Source organism: Hahella sp. HN01, from assembly GCF_018986435.1.
Taxonomy (GTDB): Bacteria; Pseudomonadota; Gammaproteobacteria; order Pseudomonadales; family Oleiphilaceae; genus Hahella.
Genome location: NZ_JAHMIN010000002.1, coordinates 76,013 through 95,159, shown reverse-complemented (window position 1 = coordinate 95,159; position 19,147 = coordinate 76,013). Strand labels below are relative to the sequence as shown.

Below are 19,147 nucleotides of genomic sequence, written 5' to 3'. Positions count from 1 at the left end.
GTCTGGTCCGCCTAAAGCGTTTTATAGTATTCGTCGATTCCTCCGGCCATGAAGTAGTAGGAAGATACGTTCTGCTTCTCCAGATAGTACTGCAGCCATCGGATCTGCTTGCCCGCTTGATCGTAGATCAACAAAGGCACGTTGCGTTTCTTCGCCTGATTGATGTAACGGTCGATCAAATCCGGACGATCCAAAGGCGCGCGTTTTTCACGCATGAAAAAGATGGCGATGCCTTCTCTTTGCTGTTTGTCGCGCACATCCAGAACAATGCCATCGGTTTTGACGATTTTATCTTCAAACTCCGCCACCGTAATCGTGTGCGCCTTGAGTTTGTCCTTGCCGATGAGGCGAGCGGGATCGCCCAGGATTTCGCCAAACAGGTTGGTGTCTTGCGGGTACGCTTTGGCGTAATCAAACACTCCTGCGTCGTAGACGATGACGTTCTCAATGCCGTATTTACGGCATTTGCTGGCGGCTTTATAGGATTTGAGACAGGTTTTACCGTTGCAATACAACGCCAGCTTCTTGCCGGGATGCTGCTTCTGCAACGCCTGCATTTCCTCCGCGAAGTTATGGGATGTGTATGAGACGTTGAAAGCGCCCTTTATGTGCAGCGTGTTGTACTCATAGTCCGTCCTTACGTCGACGGCGACAATTTCGCCAGCAGCCAGCTGCTGATAAAACTCCTGGAGTTCAATGAAATCTACGGCCGGATATTGGCGACGACCGGGAAACTCGTCTTCTTCCGCATGGGCCGAGAGGGTGAAAAGAAGAAATACAATATATGCCAGATTGCGTGGCGAACATGTAAACATCTTATGACGTCCTTTGTTATAAAGCTGTTTATACCGAACTTATGTTTGCAAACATCAAGCGCGAACAGGCGAATCGTCAGGCTTGCTTTCCTCAAAGCGTTGGTGCGGCGCACATGCGTAGCAATACCCGCGCAGACTCTGCGTCTGCACAGCAAAAACGCCGAAAATTATCCGAACCGCAGTGAGTCCAAGACAGCCTTACGGACTAAATGGTCAATTTGGAGAAGCTTGAGTGAGCGAAACAGGTCAGGGGCAAGGTCGAGAGTATTCTGTCCATGGGCAAATCCATCTATATCCTCGTTTTCCATTAATAAAAAGCGCGCCGCTCACAGAGCTGCACGCGTCCGTTATGATTGCAGAGAAGCGAAGCCGCGTCATCTAACGTGATACTTCGTGGCGAACATTAATAAAACAATTGATGCGTGCAGATCAACTGAAATAACAGAATTTATTGAGATTAACGCTGTTAAGTAACATTTAAATCAATTCTGAAACATTTCTTTACATTACTGCCTGTTTTTCATCAATTTCCCACTTTATTCCCAACAATAAAAAAGCGCCTCTGACGCAGGCTAACCCCCAACATCAGAGGCGATTTTGTTTATGTATGGCTAACGCTGATTATCGCCGTCGATGATTAAAAATAAATGTCATTGAGATAATTACACCGCGTATTTGCGCATATTATTGACTAGAAGTTTCCTTTTCATATATCTCAGCTTCAACATCGCTCGAACAATCAAATTCGATAACTGTATTTGGAGTGATATTGTAAGGGAGTTCAATTGAATGATAATTATGGCCATTTACGCCCCAAATCGTTGTTATTTGGCCCAGGGTGGCGGGACATGCGAGCAAGAGTTCTAGTCTTGAGCTAGGCCAATACTTAAAAGATGCGGAGTTACTGGAGGCCAAGAAGCCATATAGACCAGAGAACAAGGAATCTGGCAGGAATATTGACCCTGTTCATGACAGTTCAGGAGCAACGCATTAAACTAGGCGGGTCTGACCACATTTGGATATTTCCTGCATGTCTCCCATTTTTATTGGCATCACCGGAGCCTCCGCATCCGGCAAGAGCCTTTTATCCGTCACAATCTATGACGAACTGAAAGAAGAAGTTGGCGCCCACCATATCGGCATTATCAAAGAAGACTCTTACTACAAGGACCAAACTCACCTTTCCATGGAGGAAAGGCTGAAGACCAATTACGATCATCCCTCCGCATTCGACCACGGTCTGTTGGTGCGTCACATGGACCAGCTCAAGGAAAAGCGCGCCATTGATGTACCGGTCTATGACTACAAAGAGCACAACAGAGCCAAAGACTCGATCTCCATGGAGCCGCGTCGGGTCATCATCATTGAAGGCATTCTGCTGCTGTCGGATAAAAATATCCGCAGTCGCCTGGACACCAGTATTTTCGTCGACACGCCCCTGGATATCTGTCTGCTGAGACGTTTACAGCGTGATATAGAAGAGCGTGGCAGAACCATGGAATCGGTCATCAAACAGTACAAATCCACTGTCCGCCCCATGTTTCTCGAGTTTGTAGAGCCCACCAAACAATACGCTGACATCATCGTCCCCAAAGGCGGCAAAAACCGCGTCGCCATCGAGATGCTGAAGGCCCGCATCAAGCAGCTACTCGCCTGATTTTCAAAGACCCGTTGTTGCATTGACGATGACAACGGGTCCTAACGCCAAACTTGTCTTCCTCTCGCAAGTCTCAAACGTGAGTATTTCACAATTCCTTTGCGCCACATTGCGCTGCTCAGTCATCTCTCTGGATTTAAGCTCTGTCTTCAGGGGTTGTTAAACGGGAATTTCCGTTTTTCGCCCGACCCCGCCAGACAACACAACCGCAAAGGAGAGACACGATGTCCGACACAACTAACGACGTATCCGCAAGCACTCGTCCACAAGCCAGCGAAAGCGATCGCCGCACCTTTCTTCGTAACGCCGCGTTGGTAACTGGCGCAGCCTCTATCACCAGTCTTTCCGGCGTCGCTTCCGCCGCGGACGACAGTGGCGTATCCCGCGACCGTAAAACTGTCAGCGCTTCATTCGATCCGCAGTACGAAGTCAGCATCTGGGACTTGCAGAATATTCTGGAACAGATTCTGAACCAGTCAGGCTGCCCTACCTGCGGGTTGGTCGGTCTCGATCTGCGCCTGGGACTGGACCCTGTTGTCAAAATCCAGTCCAAGATTCCTGTCAACGTCACTCTTTACGGCGGATAAGCGCCAATTAACTCAACCGGTCCGGTCTGCCGGACCGGCGGGACAGCAGCCGGAGCCTTTGCCATGAACGCTTTACCTTCCTTGCCCAAGTTGGGCGTCGGCATTAACTATCAGCCGGAGTTTATTCCTCTTCTACGCGGCTGTGAGGACGTGATCGACTTTATTGAAGTCAGTCCGGACATTCTGTGCCAGGAGTACTGGGACGGCGCGCAACGGCGCACTGGCTTCAGCCCTGATCGGCTCAGCGCAGCCATCGAGTGGTGTCGACTGTATCCTGTCGTCGTGCATGGCCTCGGTCTGTCGATAGGCTCCGCCAGCGGTTGGAACCAAGACTACATCCGTATTCTGGATGACTTTGCGGACGTGCAGCCATTTCACTGGCACAGCGAACACCTGGGATTTCTGCAAATACGCACCGCTGAAGGCGCAGGCTTACACGCTGGCGTGCAATTACCCGTGCCGTTCACGGAGGAAGCATTGAATATCATTTGTCCGCGAATAGAAGCGATACAGCAGCGTTATCAGGTCCCGTTTCTATTGGAGAACACGACTTATTACCTCCCGAATATGCCCCATGACGCCGGCATGGACGAGATTGAATTCCTTAATCGCATCACTGAACGAACCTCCTGCGGTCTCTTGCTGGATCTCTACAACCTTTACTGCAACGCGATCAATTTTGGGTTTGATGTCTATGAAGCATTAAGTCGCCTGGACATGAGCCGGGTGGTCGAGATTCACGTAGCGGGCGGCGCTGTCCATGAGGGCCTGCAACTGGACGTACACAGTGACAAAACGCCGCAGCCAGTGTGGGAGTTGCTGGACTGGACTCTGCCGCGTGCGCCTAACGCCAATGCAATCACTTACGAGTTGCTGGAGCAGGCGTTGGATATCGTCAGCGAACGAGGCGTTCAGCAACAACTGCAAACAGCCCGGGAAATCTGGTTGCGTCATCGCCAGCCTGTAAAAGAGGAGCGCCGCTATGCCGTTACATGATCTGCAAATTGCAATGGTGGAGATGATTCATTCCCACACTTCCGCATGCTCTGGCGAGGTCGATCTAAGTCATCTGAACTTAAATGAGGCGGAACGCGTCTGGCTGCATGAACTCAGTCTGTCCAAAGGGTTTCGGGTAACCTGCGATGTACAAAAATGGTGGCGTAAAGCCAGACTGCAAATCGCAGCGCCACTGACCTTACGTCTGCTGGAACGTTTACAGTTACAAGCGCTGGTGGAGGAATATATGCGGGCGACGCCCTGCCGTTCGCTCTATTTTGTACCGGAGGCGATGTCGTTCAAAACTTTCATCTGCGAGCATACGGCGGATCCCCTGCTCCAGGCCCTGGCCACGTTCGAGAGCGCACTGAAGGCGATTCACGAGTATCGACTTTCCCCCGTCAGCACGATGGAGCCGAACAGTAATCGCTGTCGTAATTTTTCCGTGGTCATTGCGCCTATGTCGCAATTAATCGAGTTTCCCGCAGCGCCGGAAAAACTACTCTGCGCCCTGATGTTGAACCAGCCTCTGCCCGCCGCAGAAGGAAGCCATCCAGTACTGGTGGCCCCCGGCGTCAGAAAGTACTGGCGAGCCGCTACCGCAACGGAAAGAGACGTTCTACAACAATGCGCAGCGCCACAGCCTCTTGATCGCCTGTTAGAGAATGGCCCACATAAAATTCGTGTGGTGGAAAGGCTGGTCTCCGAGCGGGCCTTGCGTCTGGTTTAAATGAAAACGCCGGCGCGAGGCCGGCGTTTCTTGAACATGACAATCCTTTGGATTACATGGGCGTGGGTTCGCCTTCTGACAGGTAGGAGAAAGCGCCTCGCACTACACGACGCCAATCCAATGCATCTACTGAGCGCCAAGTGCCGACACGAGAGGAAAAGCTAAGAGAATCAACAGTCCCACCGAATATCCATAAATGCCCTCCGAAAGGTAGTGACTGATGCCCATATCTTGCATCAAAGTCGGATGCCTTGGGGTCAGACACCCATGTCTTGCCGTCCGTAGATGTCCAGACGTCGTTAAAGATGACCCCAGACCCACTACCTCCAATCACCCAGAGTTTTCCATCATAGGCAAACAATGTGTGGGAAATTCGGCCTCCGAACGCCGTTTCACCTTCCGGCAAAACTTGCGTCCAATTAACGCCGTCGGGAGTCTCCCAAACATCGCTTTTGAGAACACTGCCCTCCGCAGCGTCCGCTACCATCCAGATCTTGTCATTCATCACGGCAAGCTTGTAATCTCCCCGTAATGACATGCCCTCCAAATCGGCCTGATTGAGCCAGTTTATGCCGTCAATACTTTTCCATATGGAAGGGAAATCATCTCCAGAAGCATGACCGACACTCCAAACCGCGCCCTGAAACACCACATATCCCTGATCTTTTCTAACTCCATACTCCGCATCAGTATCGCGCTTATTCCATGTCACGCCATCTGTGGAGAACCATATATTGGCGTTGTTGTAGACGATGATCTGGTCGTTAAAAACTACCACATCGTGCTCGCTTAGGCCTTCCGATCCAATCGTCGCCACTTTACTCCAGTAAACGCCATCAGAAGAGTTCCAAACATCATTTTGAGGCTCGCTGACCTCCCCTGCTGGTTGCATCCCACCAATCAGCCATAGTTTGTTTTTGAACTCGACAATTTGATGATTAAATCGTTGAGGAAGAACACTATTCACCGTTTCAAATTCACTCGCGGTTTCGCCTTCACCCTGAGCAATTTTTACGCTGGAGCTGGGGCTCGTTCCATTCATTAACCAGTAATACGCAGTCCTATCAAGTCTGGCGACCGGCTCTGTGATACTAACGCCAGCGATAGAAGTCGTTGTTGCGTTTTCACATAAACTAGGATTAGTAATATCGCATCCAGCTTCAGTCGAGCTAAAGAGGGAGAGTTCACCAATGGAAGCGTCAAGGACATCAGAGCTCACTCTTACTTCCGTTTCCACTTCGCCTAAAAATGCTACGAATTTCACCGTGCCGCTTATTGCGGAGACAGAGTACTTCAGCGAGACGGGATTATGATTAGCGTCACCAGCTTTGGTCGCGGTTACTACAGCCTCTCCCATTCCCACCACGTTATAGACGCCAGCGGTGGAGCCAGGTTCGAGTACGCTGGGCTTATCCACGCTGTATGTAATAACTCCCACGCCCCCCTCAACTGTGCCAGCGGGGTTATTTATCGCATCACCAACAATCGTGTAGATTGGCCCTGGGTTTTCAAACGTAATAACCTGGTCCTTCTTAGCCACGGTAATCGTATAGCTGGCGGTGGCGGCTTCATAGGTCGCGTCCGCTTCCTTCGTGGCGGTGATCGTCGCCGTACCAACACCTACCAATTGCACCACAGCCGTTTCGCTATTTACCGTCGCGACGCTGGTATTGTTGGAAGCGTAGAGAAGAGCGCCGGTTCCTGGCGCGCCTTCTGTAATGGCGTTGGTCAGCGTATCGCCATAAACGCCGTCCAGAGGGCCTGGCTGCGTGAAGACGATAGTTTGCGTTTTCTTGCTGACATTCAGCGAATATTTGGCGCTGGCGGCGTTGTGATTCGTATCTCCCGCCTGTGTCGCCATAATAGAGGTGCTTCCAACACCTAGCGCCGTCACAAGACCGCTTTCCGCATCGACTGACGCAATGGCGGAATCACCAACGCTATAGGTCACTGCACCAGTAGACGTACTGGTGGCTGCATTGGTCAGGGTCTCTCCGATAGTCAGGCTCAATGGACCTGCGCTGCCAAAAGTAAGGGCAGGCGTCTTCTTCGCCACATTGATGGTGTAGCTGGCCTCTGCGCTTTCATAATTCGCATCCGCCGCCTTGGTGGCGGTAATTACTACACTGCCGACGCCGACCATTGTCACTTCGCCGGTAGCGCTGTTTATTGTCGCAATGCCTTCATTGCTGGAAGCATAAGTCAAAGCGCCAGACCCTGGGGCCCCGCTGGTAATGACGTTAGTGTAGGTGTCGCCAAAGGTGGACGCGACAGGGCCTGGCGTCGTAAAGGCGATGGTCTGCACGCCTTTGCCAACGATGACCTTATAGCTAACGGAAGCCGCGTTATAGTTAGCGTCGCCGGCTTTGGTGACGGTGATCTGGGCTTCGCCTACGCTGACGGCGTGCACTTCACCGGTTTCCCTGTCCAGTTCAATAGCCGTTTCCGCATCAGCGCTATAGGACAAGGCGCCGGAGCCGCCCTCAACAACAGTCACGCCATTGGTCACGATGTTGCCAACATTGGTTTCGATAGGCCCTGGGTTTCTTAACGAAAGCGTCTGAGCCTTCTTGTTGACAGTCAGGGTGTACTTGGCGATTGCGCTGCTGTAGACGGAATCGCCCGCCTTTTCCGCCGTGATCACAGCGGAGCCTGCGCCAACGAGTCGTACGACGCCGCTTTCAACATTAACGGACGCCACAGAGGTATTGCTGGAGGAATAGGTTACGGAGCCGCTGCCGGGAGCGCCTTCCTCGATGGGGTTACTAACCGTTTCCCCATAAACGCCTTCCACTGGCCCGGGATTTACAAAGGCAATACTCTGGATTTTTCTACCTACAGAAACAGAGTAAGTAGCCGTGGACGCTTTGTAGAGGCCGTCGTCCGCTCTGATTACCGAAATATGCGTATTGCCCTCGCCAACGAAGGATACAAGGCCGGTCTCAGCGTTCACGGTCGCGACCTCGGTATTGTTGCTGAGATAGCTCAGCGCTCCAGAGCCTTTATTACCCAACAAAGTGTTGGTATAGGTTCCGCCAATGACGCCCGCTACAGGGCCAACATCTTTGAAAGACAGGCTCAGGTTTTTTCTGTCCGCTTCGATAGCGTAGGTGGCGGTCGCCTCCAGATAGACGTCATCCGCCAGCTGCGTGGAGGTAATGACGGCGCTGCCCACGCCCACAATCGTCACAACGCCGCCAGAGGTGACGCTGGCGACGGACGGATTGCTGGAAGCATAGCGTACTTCGCCAGAGCCAATACCTGTAGCGATATTGGTGAAGGTATCCTCATAGGCGACGGCGTATGGCCCAGATGTCGCGAAAGTGACCTCTCCAGGGCGCTTTTCCACGACAACGGTATAAGTCGCCTGCGCGGCTTTGTATTCAGAATCCGCCGCCTTGACGGCGGTAATCACGGTGGAGCCTGCGGACTTTAGTTGCACCACGCCAGAGGAAATATCCACGGTCGCGATACTTTCGTCAGCGGTCGCATAAGAAACGGCGCCCGAACCTGGCGCCGCCTCCTCGTCGATCACATTAGTGAGGCTGCCGCCAACCAAACCGTTCAAGGGGCCGGCGGTAACAAAGGCGATATTCTGCTCTTTCAGTTCCGGCGCGGTATCCATTCCATTACGAATGACCACTGTGCCCACGGCTGAGGCGACCACGCCGTTTTCCGTTGCGGTAATACGAACGGTAAAGGGCTCGTCCGCTTCTTCATCTTCGTCATCAATGATTTCAATGGCGATCGTCTTCTCGGTTTCGCCGGGCTCAAAGGTGACCGAGCCGGAAGCGGCGACATAGTCCTCGCCACTGGTGGCGGCGCCATCCTGGGTCATGTATTGCACCGTGACCGGCGCATTGGAGGCTCGGTTCAGGATCAGTTTCAAAGTCGCCTGACCCGCCGCCTCATCAACGCTGGAGCCAGTCACTCGCACGAAACTGGCGAGCGGCTCCACCACAATACTGGCGGTATCCGAACTTTCTTTGCCCTTGGTGTCTTTTGCTGTCAGCTTAAAGCTCAAGGTCTGGGTTTTAGTGACGTCAGGGGCCAGAATCATATTGCTCAGGCTGCCAGGCGTAGACAGATAAACCGTCGGCCCGGACACCTGAGTCCAGGTAGTGCTTACGATTTCAGCGCCTTCCAGCGCTTCCGCCGTTCCCGCGAGAGACAGCACGACATTGGGGTCGGCATACTGGTTGCCGCCGGCGCTGACTTTAGGCGCTGCGCCCGAATCGCCGCCCGGTGTGGGCGAGCCGGGATCAGTAGGGTCTGTCGGTTCTGTCGGCGTCGCGCCGCCATCCGTCGTCGCCGGCGCGTCGTCCGTCGAGCTGGAAGAGCCGCCGCAGGCGGACAGCGACAGCAGTAATATCAATAATGAGAAAAAGGATAGGCATTTCTTAAGCATGACTGACTCCCTGTTATAGCTCGTATCTCACGCCGGTCTGCACCTGATAGGCGGTGAGATGCTCGTATCCGAATATCTGCTGATATTCCAAAAACACTGACAGGCCATGAGGCAACACAGCAGTGGTTCCTACGCCGGCCTGATAAAACAGCGACTCCTCAGAGTCCGCTTGCAGATCAAAGCGATTGTTCGGATCTGGGTCGTAGGAAAAACGTCCCGTCACCGCATCGCGATCAGAATGAATTTCACTCAGAGCGCTAAGCTGGAAAGAAGGAATCAATACACCCCAGTCACGGCTGATGGCGTAGGTTCCCTGTACACCCGCCGCCAGCGTCAACTGATCAATGCGTTGCTCGCTGAGGGTCATATTGAGACCGCCTGCGCCATTCTCGCCGTAACCGTCGATATTGCTGTTCAGATAATCTAAACGCACATAGGGGCTCAGGGTCAGCGCATTGCGCGACCACTGCCATTCCGCGCGGGTATTGAAGAGGAACTGGTCGCCGCTGGTGTCGCCAACAGCAGTGACGTCTACATCGCCGGTAGGATCGGTGTAGGCGATGCGACGTTTGGAGTCAAAACGGGTCTCGCCGTACCCCATCTGCACGTCAAAACTGAAATCGCCTACAAAATAGCTGGCGTAGCCAAGGAAGGTATAGATGTCCGTGTCAAGTTCGCCGCCCTGGTTGGCGTAATCGACGCCAGTGTGAGTCCAACCGAAAGCGCCGCCGACAAACAGATCACGACGCAACGCGTAGTCGGCGCCCAGAGTCAGCACCACGCCGGAATAGTCGTAACCGCTTTCCAGGCCAGTTTTATCGTATTCACCGCCTTCTCTTTGGATGTTGGCGAAGACGCCCACTCGCGACCAGGGGCTGGATTCTTCACCCGCTGCGCCGCCGCTGGCGGCGCCATTCCAGGCAACCCCGTTTAAAGAGAAGCCTGTAGCGCCATTCTGCAGCAATTTTTGACGCTGGCTGACTGCGCTGCTTTGCGAACGGCTGGAGGATGCGGAGTTCCGCATTTGCGAAGAGGTCTCTTCCGGCGCGATCTTATTCAGCGCTTCCGCCACCAATTCAGGGTTATTGATGCCTAACTGGGAAAGCCCTTCACAACGGGCCAACAACAGGCTGCCGCCAGCGGAAATTTCATCATCCGTCTGGGAGTTCAAGCTGCCACAGGCGCTCTCAAAGGCTTGCGCGACCTTGCGATCGTTGTCTCCATCCGCCAGCGGCGTCACGGAGCTGTCGACGACGGTGACGGTAACAGTGGCGGTAGAGCGGGTAGCGGGCTCCGCGTCGTCTTCAATGACATATGTGAAAGTATCAGAGCCGATAAAGCCTGAATTGGGGATATAACGCACGCTGCCGTCCGCATTGGCGGTGGTGGAGCCGTTATCTGGCGAACCAACGCTGACCAGTCTAATAGCGTCGCCATCGGAGTCAAAGTCATTCGCCATTACATTGATGGTGAGCCTGCTGTCAGAGGCCATAGTGCGTGAGTCATCCACCGCGCTGGGAGGAGTCGCCCACAATGACTGCGACACAATGCATGAGCCCACGAGAATGGCGCTTCTGGAAGTCAAACCGGCATGCAAAACACGAGATACGAATCTGATCATCTGACACCCTGATCTAAAACTATTTGTGGTGGCGGCGCGCGCCCGMAGAAAAACCCGCCATGATTGGCGCAGCCTCGTCTTGCAGGGTGGAAAGTGAGTGTGAACTGAAATTGTGATTATTTTGAGGGCGATAAAGTGATTAACCCTTCAACTTCCGTATTGTCACCACACTCCGTAACCGATTGCTTAAACCGGCTATAGCAACCGCCACTTTTGAATTAGTGGCTTTATCAATCACCTATAGCGAGGGATTGTATGCAAAGGCGTCAAAAAAGTTAACGAAAATTTACATTAACTCTACAGAAGGAAGATTAAAAATGACAGGAATGGGAAGCCGTTCTCTCAGAGCTGATGAATACGAGCTTAGCGAAAGGTTGAAACGTGACAGGAAAAAGACGCCCGAGCCGGGCTGAAATAAAAAACGCGGCTTCCGTGCCGCGCTTCCGCATCAAATGCTTCCCTTGCCGTTCCTTATGGCTCGTTATTCATCCTTGTTGCTTCCCTGCATCGTGTCCTTACGTCTGGTGTGTGTCCCTACGCTTTCTATATTAGTCAGCAGCCCTGGATCGCAACAGGCTACATATCCGCTACCTGTTGTGAGACATTCACTCATCGCCTTGAGATATGTCTCACCATTACCGGCGCCATATCTCACACTGCAACCGTAAGCTCCTGTTTTTTATCTATAACGCGAACGTCTGAGGGGCGGGCTCAAGATAAAACAGCTTCCTCAACGGTCCCCCTACCGGTCCGTCAAAGGGGTAGCAGGTCGTCAGCACCAGTCGCGGCGGCATCGCCGACGATGCGGCGTCCGCTCCGGGTAGCGCCAGCATGACTTCATCCGCATTAACTACTTGGGCCCCGGTCACGCTGAACTCCAGCCATTGGCCCGCAGGCGTCTGCCAGCGCACCACATCGCCCTCACGGAGATCGCGCAGGGCCAGAAAGTGAGTGTCGCGGTGACCGCTGACTACCGCCATGCCTGGCTCCCCTACGACTGCGCTGGCTTCCATATGGGCCGGACCAAAGGCCAGATTACGTCCGCTGGCGCCTTCCAGCACCACCCAGCGCGCCGCCAACCGGGGCGCCTCCATAAGTCCCACTGGGTAGGTGTCCGCCCAGGGCCAGGGTTTGTAAACCACGGCTTCCTCACCTGAGAAAGCGCGTGCCGCCAGGGTATCCCGCCATGCCTGCTCCAGGAGTATCTGAGCCAGCCAGGCCTTGGCCTGGATATATCCGCCACCGCCCAGACTCACCGCGCCGACAAGAAGAAATATCAACGCGGCGGCGCGCTTTGGCAAAGTCATACGCGCCTCCCGAGACGATGCTTACGATTTCTCAGCTCCCGTATATCCCTCCAGCCCAGCAGACCCGCCACCGTCAGGCAGAATACGCCCACGTGAATCATCAGAGGCGAAGCGGACGCGGTTCTGGGCATACGCGCCATATTCGGAGACAGGCCCTGTGGCGCCAAGTTAGGAACGGCGCTGCTCTCCAGCTCACTGTCTCTGGGACGCGCTGGCGTCTCTTCCACCGCCACAAAGCTGGTATAGGGGCTCATCAAGGCGAAATCCAAGGCCAGCGGCAGCACGGTGTCTCGCACACTTTCTTCCGTTTCACCCATGCTTTTGCGATCCAGCCAGTGGTCAATCTTATGACGCGCCCAGGCCCGCGCTACGCCTTGACTTGGCGCAGCCTGTTGCAGATCCAGGCTGCGTAGCCACAAAGGCTGTTCGTCTTGCAACAATCCCACGCCGAATCCTTGAATGGAGGCGGGCAGCTCCGACATCCCTGCGCCGTCTTCCACCTTGAACAACAACTGCACCGGCTCACCGCGATACAAGTCAGGAATCGCCACAGGATAGACTTCAGCGTTCGGCGTGACAGGGGTCTCCAGGCGCACGTCCCGCAACGCCGGTTGTCGCAAGGCGTCGCTCAGCTCCGCGATCTTGGCGCTGACTTCCGACGTATCGTTGATGTGGCTATACGCGCCACGGCCGAATTGCGCCGCCTTACGCATGAAAAAGCGATTGGGCGATGGACCAATGCCCACAGTAAACAAACGCGAGTCCCCAAGCTGCTGGTCAATCTGCTTGAACAACGCCATTTCATTACCAACGCTGCCGTCGGTCAGAAACACAACCTGACGCACATAGCCTTCCGGCGCTGCATCGCTTAGAGCGCGGTCCAGCGCCTCGGCGATTTCCGTGCCGCCGTCAGCCTTGAGGCTGCGCACAAAGCGGCGCGCCTGTTGCAGTGCGCGTTCCTGAGCGGGGACCGCTTGTGGAAACAGTTTGCGGGCGCTGGAGTTGAATTCAATCACATTGAAACGATCTCGCGGCGTCAGCGTATCCAGCGCCTGCAGCAACGCCTCACGCGCCTGCTGGATAGACACGCCTTCCATGGAGCCGGAAGTATCAATCACCCAGATCAGCTCTCGCGGCAGACTCAAGCCTTCATCGGAAAACTGCGGCGGCATCAACAATAATTGCGCGTAAACATCATCGCCCACCACTTCTTTAAATAACGCCGCCTCCGGCTCCGCTCCCTGCCTAACGCGCCAGATCAATGTGAAATCCCGGTCCATGAGGATGTCTTTGTTAGACTCCAAAGAAACCTCGTAGCCGTTGGTTTGTTGCACCCATTGAATACGATGCGTGGCGCTCTCAATCGACTCCAGAGGCAAACCGGGATTCAGGTGTACGCGGATGTGCGCTTGATGGGAAGGCGTCGCCAAATCCTCCGCCATAATTGTTGGCGGCGTGATTTCTGGTGCATCGGCTACCTGATCCGTCGCCGGCGCCCAGCCGCTGTCGTTAATCAACGTGCGCTCATGAGAACGCAACTCGTTGCGCAGACGGTTTTTATCTTCTTCAGACCAGGCAGGCGCTGCTGACGACCCGGGGATGTAACGCGGCGTCACCGTTAAGGGCAGAGCCAACGAGAATGCGCCAGCGCGGTAGCGGATATTCTGCTGATACCGCAAAGTGAGTGTGATCATCTCTCCAGGACCGATGTTGGCGACCTTATGGGTGAACAGGTTCGGACGCTGCTGATGCACAACCGCCGCTCTTTTGCCTTCTGCTTTCGCCTGCTGATACACCTTTTCGGCTTTCTGCTTTTCTTCGATCTTGCCGACAATCAGCCGGTCTCCCACCTGCATGTCCATGCTGAATACCGCAGCGTCCTCCGGTAATGGGAACACATAAACCGCCTCCCGCCACTGCTGAGAGTCATTACGGAATGTCTGCGTCATCTCCGTCGTGGCGATCAGGCCCGCCACATTGGCGTCGTAGCTGGTGGACAAAGTGACGGCGGGAAGATAGTTCGGTGAGGAGGCGTCGTTTTCCAGGAAAAATAACTCTCCAGAACCGACATCCGACCAGTCGCCATTCACCGCGCGGGCGAGACTGGTCCAACAAAGCGTCGATAAGAGCAAGGCGAAAACCCCCCATCCCCTAAACAGGGAGGCATGGATATAGGTTGCGTTTAGCATGCAGGCGTTCCTTTTTTTCTTTTAGAGCGAAGCGTGCCTGCAGTATGTGGCTCACAAAAGGCGGCCACCGGGCCAATTAAGGCAGGTGAAAGGATGAATTATGACGAAATGTGGCGAAGAGAATATTGGCTGGGGTAAAACTTCAAATGGATGTTTTTAAACGCAAAAAGAAAAGGCGCAGCTCCTTGCCGCGCCTTTTGATTTTGATGCCTTCCTGATCCATTCCTTTTGACTAAGATCTTCCTTGTCGCCTCCTTGCTGCGTTTCCTTACTTTGGCATCCGTGTCCCTACGCTTTCTATACTAGTCATCTCGCCGTTTGGGAGATAGCCGACTTGTCTGCAAAGCGTGTGAGATATCTCTCAAGCGCCACCCATAAAACCTAACCCAAAGTGGCTATTGCGGGATTCGAGACCTGGGTCTAGGATTTTTACTGTTAAAGCCCTTCGATTCGGGCATTTTTTTGAAATTAATTTGAAAACGTTTTCATATAGACAAGTGTCTAACTAAAGCGCCTCGCATTGCTTAGGCAAATAGTCAGATACCACTGCAATACCAATCAATCTCATGACTCAGGATAGCCTTCCGACAAGACAGGGAAATCGCATAAAGCGCAGATAATTCATGAGATTTTTTTGAAAACATTTTCATATACGCCACTCCGATCGATATCTCCATTGAGCAGTGGCGACCAGGAAATGAGGAATCTTGTATGAAAGGAAAGCTAATTAAGAGACTAACCCGCTGTAAACCACGCCGATTACTGATGGGCTGTCTGACGGCGACGCTCGCTTCGCCGGGCGCTTACGCCGGTTTCCAGGTGCACGAAGGACAGTTGTTGGATGGCTTCAACAAGCCTTTCGTCATGCGCGGGATCAATCATCCTCATGTCTGGTACGCCTATCGTACGGAGCAAGCGTTAAACGACATCGCCGCCGCAGGCGCCAACGCTGTACGCATCGTCCTAGGCTCCGGCCACCAATGGCCCAGCACTTCCGCCGAGGAAGTCGCGCGCATCATCGCCAAATGCAAAGCCAGAAAAATGATCGCCGTACTGGAGGTGCATGACGTCACCGGTTATGGCGAAAAGCCGGAAGCGGCGCCGTTGTCCGCCGCCGTGGATTACTGGCTGAGCATTCAAGACAGGCTCATGGGCCAGGAAGATTACGTCATCATCAACATTGGCAACGAGCCCCTGGGCAACAATGTTCCCACCACCGCCTGGGCGCAGATTCATAATGAAGCGATACAGCGTCTGCGCGATGCGGGCTTCACCCACACGCTAATGGTGGACGCTCCCACATGGGGACAGGACTGGCGGGAAACCATGCTGCAGCAGGCGCCGGAGGTCTTCGCCACAGATCCGTTGCAAAACCTGGTGTTCAGCGTGCACATGTATCAGGTGTACGCCGAGCGCAGCAAAATCGACAACTACCTGTCTACCTTCGTCAATGTCCACAAGTTGCCATTGGTGGTGGGAGAGTTTGGCGCCGATCATCAAGGGGAAGAGGTGGATGCAGCCGCCATCATGGAGTTGGCGGATTTCTATCGCATCGGTTACCTGGGCTGGTCCTGGTCGGGCAACAGCGGCGGGACGGAATCACTGGACATTACCCATGATTTTGACGCCAACCGCCTGACGCCCTGGGGAGATTTCCTCATCAACAGCGCTTACGGCATCCGCGCCACCGCCAGGCCAGCCAGTGTATTCACCGGCGGAGAAACCGGACCCCAGCCGCCTAAAACGCTCCCTCAGTCCTTACAGGTCACCCAAGGGCGCTCTCTAGACATAGTGCTGTTCGGCAGCGACGCGGACGGGGCTGTCGCCTCCTTCCAGATTGACGCCCAGCCCCGCCACGGCGTGCTCGTCGGCGCAGACCGTTTCTGGACCTACACTCCCGCGCCCGACTTTGTCGGCGAGGATAGCTTCACCTATGTCGCCTTGGACAATGACGGCCTGAGCTCAACTCCCGCGCGCGTGAACGTACGCGTAGAAGCGTCAACCGACGCCAAAGTCAGCTGCGACTACAGACTCGTCAATGAGTGGGGCGCCGAGTGGGACGCCGAGTGGGGCGCCGGTTTTATCGCATCCATGCGCATCACCAATACAAGTACAACGCCCTTGCATGGCTGGGAAGCAGACTGGGCCTACGAAGACGCAACCCGCATCGTCAACGTGTGGAACGGCGAGTTATCCGGCGAGAACCCTTATCACGTCTCCAGTATGAGCTGGAATGCGGAGATCCCTCCCGGCGCCAGCGTGGAATTCGGCATGCAGGGCGTCAAAGGGAACGCCGCCAGCACACCCCGCTTTATCCAGTGCGGAGCGAACTGAGGCGTGCGCATTTTTCTGGTTTCTGTTTACTGCGGCGAGTTCAGCGGTATCGCCGCCGCCCATTGCGCCCTGTGGCGCTTTTCTGGCGCACCGCGCCCCTGACGACAAAGCGAAAAGCTTGAATATCGGACTGACTTATTTCTCCAAAAAGGGAACGCCAATGAAACTTTCAATGAAATCGGGATACGGCCTTGCCGCCGCTCTTTCCCTGGGATTCGCCGCCGTGCAGAGTCCTCTCGCACAAGCCGCCAAGTGCGAATATGTGGTGCAGAATGAGTGGAACAGCGGCTTCGTGGCGCTGATTAAGATCACGAACACCGGCGCCAGCGAAATCAACGGCTGGGACGTCGCCTGGCGTTATGACGACGGCTCGCTGCTAAGCAACTCCTGGAGCGCCCAGTTATCCGGCTCCAATCCTTATCGGGCCGCCAATATGAGCTGGAACGGGCGTATCGCTCCCGGCCAGACCATCGAGTTCGGCATGCAGGGCGCTAAAGGCGCCGCAGCCGCCCCGGTTCCCATCGTCACTGGAGATGTTTGCGATGATAATGGCGCGCCGGATAACCATCCCCCTGTCGCCGCCTTCACCGCCTCCGTCAGCGTTGGCGACGCGCCATTGCCAGTGGTTTTCGACGCTTCCACCTCCAGCGATCCGGACAACGATGCGCTCAGTTATCAGTGGGACTTCGGCGACGGCTCCAGCGCGACGGGCGTCAAGGTTTCCCACGACTACGTAAATCCTGGCGACTACAACGTCACTCTGACTATCAGCGATGGCGCAGCGTCCGTCACTGCCTCCCAGAGCATTCGCGTGAAACAGCCGGATACGGCGGACCCGGTCACCGCCAGCTTCACCAGCAGCGTGGTGGATAAAACCGTCAGCGTGAACGCCGCCGCGTCAACCGGCGACAATCTCACCTATATCTGGGACTTCGGCGACGGCGCCACGGCCTCTGGCGTCAGCGCCAGCCATACCTATGCGGAAGCGGGAACCTACAGCATCCAGCTCACCGTCAGCGACGGCGAACAAAGCGATAGAACCAGCAAAAGCGTCACCGTGGAGGAAGGCGATACCGATCCCGGCGACGATCCGGCGCACGTCAGCAATCCCTTCGCCGGCGCCAAGGCCTATATCAACCCGGATTATGCGAAGCAGGTGGACGCTTCCATGGCTAAAGTAGACGCCTCTCTGGCCGCGAAAATGGCGACATTGAAAGACACCCCCACCTCAGTATGGCTGGACCGTATCGACGCCATCTACGGCGGCGACGTCAACGGCGGTCGTCTGAGCCTTGAACAGCATCTGGAAGCGGCGCTGGCGCAAAAAGACGGCGATGAGCCCATCACCGCCACCTTTGTGGTGTACAACCTGCCGGATCGGGACTGCGCCGCATTGGCTTCCAACGGCACGCTGCATTCAGACCAGAATGGCCTGGCGATTTACAAGTCTGACTATATTGACGTGATCTATGACGTCATGTCCGATCCCCGCTTCCGCGATATCCGCATCGTCACGGTGATTGAGCCGGACTCGTTGCCGAACCTGGTCACCAACCGCGATATTCCCGAGTGCGCCAAGGTGGCGCAAAACGGCGTTTACGTCGACGGCGTACAGTACGCCATCAGTCGTCTGTCGCAACTGCCTAATGTCTATCTCTATCTGGATATCGCCCATTCCGGCTGGCTGGGTTGGGAAAGTAACTTCGGCCCCGCCGTGCAGTTATTTACGCAAGTGGTCAAAGGGGCTTCCGGCGGCGATTTGAGCGTCATTGACGGATTCGTTTCCAACGTCGCCAACTACACGCCAACAGAGGAAGTCTATCTGCCTGATCCGAGCCTGCGCATCAACGGGCAAGAAGTTCGCTCTTCCAAGTTCTATGAGTGGAACCCTCAATTCGACGAAAAAGGCTTTGCCAAAAACCTGCATCAAGCCTTCGTCAACGCCGGCTTCCCCAGCGATCTCGGCCTGCTGATCGACACCAGCCGCAACGGCTGGGGTGGAGACGAACGCCCCACGGGACCGGACGCCTCCGCCAGCACGGTGGACAACTATGTTACCGCCGCCCGCCTGGATCGTCGTTTCCATCGCGGCAACTGGTGTAACGCCGACGGCGCCGGGGTGGGCGAACGCCCCCGCGCTGCGCCATTCGGCGCCGACGCGCCCGTGGATGCGTTCGTCTGGATCAAGCCCCCCGGCGAGTCTGACGGCACCAGCGATCCATCTCAAACCACTCCGGATGACGAAGGCAAGAGCTTCGACCCCATGTGCAGCCCCGATTACGTCGGCAAATCCGGGTACCCCACCGGCGCCAAAGCGGGCGCGCCCGCAGCGGGACACTGGTTCCACGAGCAGTTCCGCATGCTGGTGGAGAACGCTTATCCACCGATTGAATAAATCGCATTAAACGCCGGACCGGTGATTCGGTCCGCTTGCACGAACCTGAAACAGGGCGATCAGGGAGGATCGCCTGAGGACCAACAAAAAACCTGAAAAGGAGACGCT

11 protein-coding genes are annotated in these 19,147 nt (G+C 55.0%); 6 read left to right on the top strand and 5 right to left on the bottom strand.

The annotated features are described in order from the left end of the window. Nucleotides 1-11 precede the first annotated feature (11 nt). Complete coding sequence (locus tag KP814_RS02745) at nt 12-815, bottom strand: rhodanese-like domain-containing protein (RefSeq protein ID WP_216735312.1); 804 nt, start codon at nt 813-815, stop codon at nt 12-14. Between the two features lie 1,030 nt (nt 816-1,845). Here KP814_RS02745 and udk point away from each other — a divergent pair. From udk to KP814_RS02725, 4 genes are all read left to right on the top strand, one after another. After that, on the top strand, nt 1,846-2,472 hold the full coding sequence (udk, locus tag KP814_RS02740) for a uridine kinase (protein ID WP_011394096.1): 627 nt from the start codon (nt 1,846-1,848) through the stop codon (nt 2,470-2,472). A gap of 224 nt (nt 2,473-2,696) precedes the next feature. Beyond that, a complete protein-coding gene (locus KP814_RS02735; protein ID WP_216735311.1) occupies nt 2,697-3,059 on the top strand; it encodes a hypothetical protein in 363 nt (120 codons plus the stop codon). A gap of 63 nt (nt 3,060-3,122) precedes the next feature. Further along, nucleotides 3,123-4,055 carry a DUF692 family multinuclear iron-containing protein gene (locus KP814_RS02730; protein ID WP_216735310.1) on the top strand — a complete coding sequence of 311 codons (933 nt, stop codon included), beginning with the start codon at nt 3,123-3,125 and terminating at the stop codon, nt 4,053-4,055. Further along, on the top strand, nt 4,042-4,785 hold the full coding sequence (locus KP814_RS02725; protein ID WP_216735309.1) for a hypothetical protein: 744 nt from the start codon (nt 4,042-4,044) through the stop codon (nt 4,783-4,785). Before KP814_RS02730 ends, KP814_RS02725 begins: the two co-directional genes overlap by 14 nt. Nucleotides 4,786-4,837: 52 nt before the next feature. Here KP814_RS02725 and KP814_RS02720 read toward each other — a convergent pair whose 3' ends face one another. The 4 genes from KP814_RS02720 to KP814_RS02705 all read right to left on the bottom strand — a co-directional run bounded on the left by KP814_RS02720 (nt 4,838) and on the right by KP814_RS02705 (nt 14,310). Continuing rightward, nucleotides 4,838-9,193 carry a Calx-beta domain-containing protein gene (locus KP814_RS02720; RefSeq protein WP_216735308.1) on the bottom strand — a complete coding sequence of 1,452 codons (4,356 nt, stop codon included), beginning with the start codon at nt 9,191-9,193 and terminating at the stop codon, nt 4,838-4,840. A 13-nt stretch (nt 9,194-9,206) separates the two neighbouring features. After that, on the bottom strand, nt 9,207-10,814 hold the full coding sequence (locus KP814_RS02715; protein WP_216735307.1) for an autotransporter domain-containing protein: 1,608 nt from the start codon (nt 10,812-10,814) through the stop codon (nt 9,207-9,209). 683 nt (nt 10,815-11,497) lie between these two features. Continuing rightward, a complete protein-coding gene (locus KP814_RS02710) occupies nt 11,498-12,121 on the bottom strand; it encodes a class GN sortase (protein ID WP_216735306.1) in 624 nt (207 codons plus the stop codon). After that, complete coding sequence (locus tag KP814_RS02705; protein ID WP_216735305.1) at nt 12,118-14,310, bottom strand: marine proteobacterial sortase target protein; 2,193 nt, start codon at nt 14,308-14,310, stop codon at nt 12,118-12,120. The genes KP814_RS02710 and KP814_RS02705 overlap by 4 nt, the downstream gene beginning before the upstream one ends. Before the next feature lie 711 nt (nt 14,311-15,021). Between KP814_RS02705 and KP814_RS02700 the strand changes: the two genes are divergently transcribed. Together KP814_RS02700 and KP814_RS02695 are read left to right on the top strand one after the other, a co-directional pair. Continuing rightward, a complete protein-coding gene (locus KP814_RS02700) occupies nt 15,022-16,644 on the top strand; it encodes a cellulase family glycosylhydrolase (RefSeq protein ID WP_216735304.1) in 1,623 nt (540 codons plus the stop codon). Between the two features lie 160 nt (nt 16,645-16,804). After that, a complete protein-coding gene (locus tag KP814_RS02695) occupies nt 16,805-19,039 on the top strand; it encodes a glycoside hydrolase family 6 protein (protein WP_216735303.1) in 2,235 nt (744 codons plus the stop codon). Nucleotides 19,040-19,147 lie beyond the last annotated feature (108 nt).

Excerpts from the sequence above, each read along its gene's own strand:
- KP814_RS02745 (WP_216735312.1), bottom strand. The coding sequence starts at position 815 with ATGTTTACATGTTCGCCACGCAATCTGGCATATATTGTATTTCTTCTT.
- udk (WP_011394096.1), top strand. The coding sequence starts at position 1,846 with ATGTCTCCCATTTTTATTGGCATCACCGGAGCCTCCGCATCCGGCAAG.
- KP814_RS02735 (WP_216735311.1), top strand. The coding sequence starts at position 2,697 with ATGTCCGACACAACTAACGACGTATCCGCAAGCACTCGTCCACAAGCC.
- KP814_RS02730 (WP_216735310.1), top strand. The coding sequence starts at position 3,123 with ATGAACGCTTTACCTTCCTTGCCCAAGTTGGGCGTCGGCATTAACTAT.
- KP814_RS02725 (WP_216735309.1), top strand. The coding sequence starts at position 4,042 with ATGCCGTTACATGATCTGCAAATTGCAATGGTGGAGATGATTCATTCC.
- KP814_RS02720 (WP_216735308.1), bottom strand. The coding sequence starts at position 9,193 with ATGCTTAAGAAATGCCTATCCTTTTTCTCATTATTGATATTACTGCTG.
- KP814_RS02715 (WP_216735307.1), bottom strand. The coding sequence starts at position 10,814 with ATGATCAGATTCGTATCTCGTGTTTTGCATGCCGGTTTGACTTCCAGA.
- KP814_RS02710 (WP_216735306.1), bottom strand. The coding sequence starts at position 12,121 with ATGACTTTGCCAAAGCGCGCCGCCGCGTTGATATTTCTTCTTGTCGGC.
- KP814_RS02705 (WP_216735305.1), bottom strand. The coding sequence starts at position 14,310 with ATGCTAAACGCAACCTATATCCATGCCTCCCTGTTTAGGGGATGGGGG.
- KP814_RS02700 (WP_216735304.1), top strand. The coding sequence starts at position 15,022 with ATGAAAGGAAAGCTAATTAAGAGACTAACCCGCTGTAAACCACGCCGA.
- KP814_RS02695 (WP_216735303.1), top strand. The coding sequence starts at position 16,805 with ATGAAACTTTCAATGAAATCGGGATACGGCCTTGCCGCCGCTCTTTCC.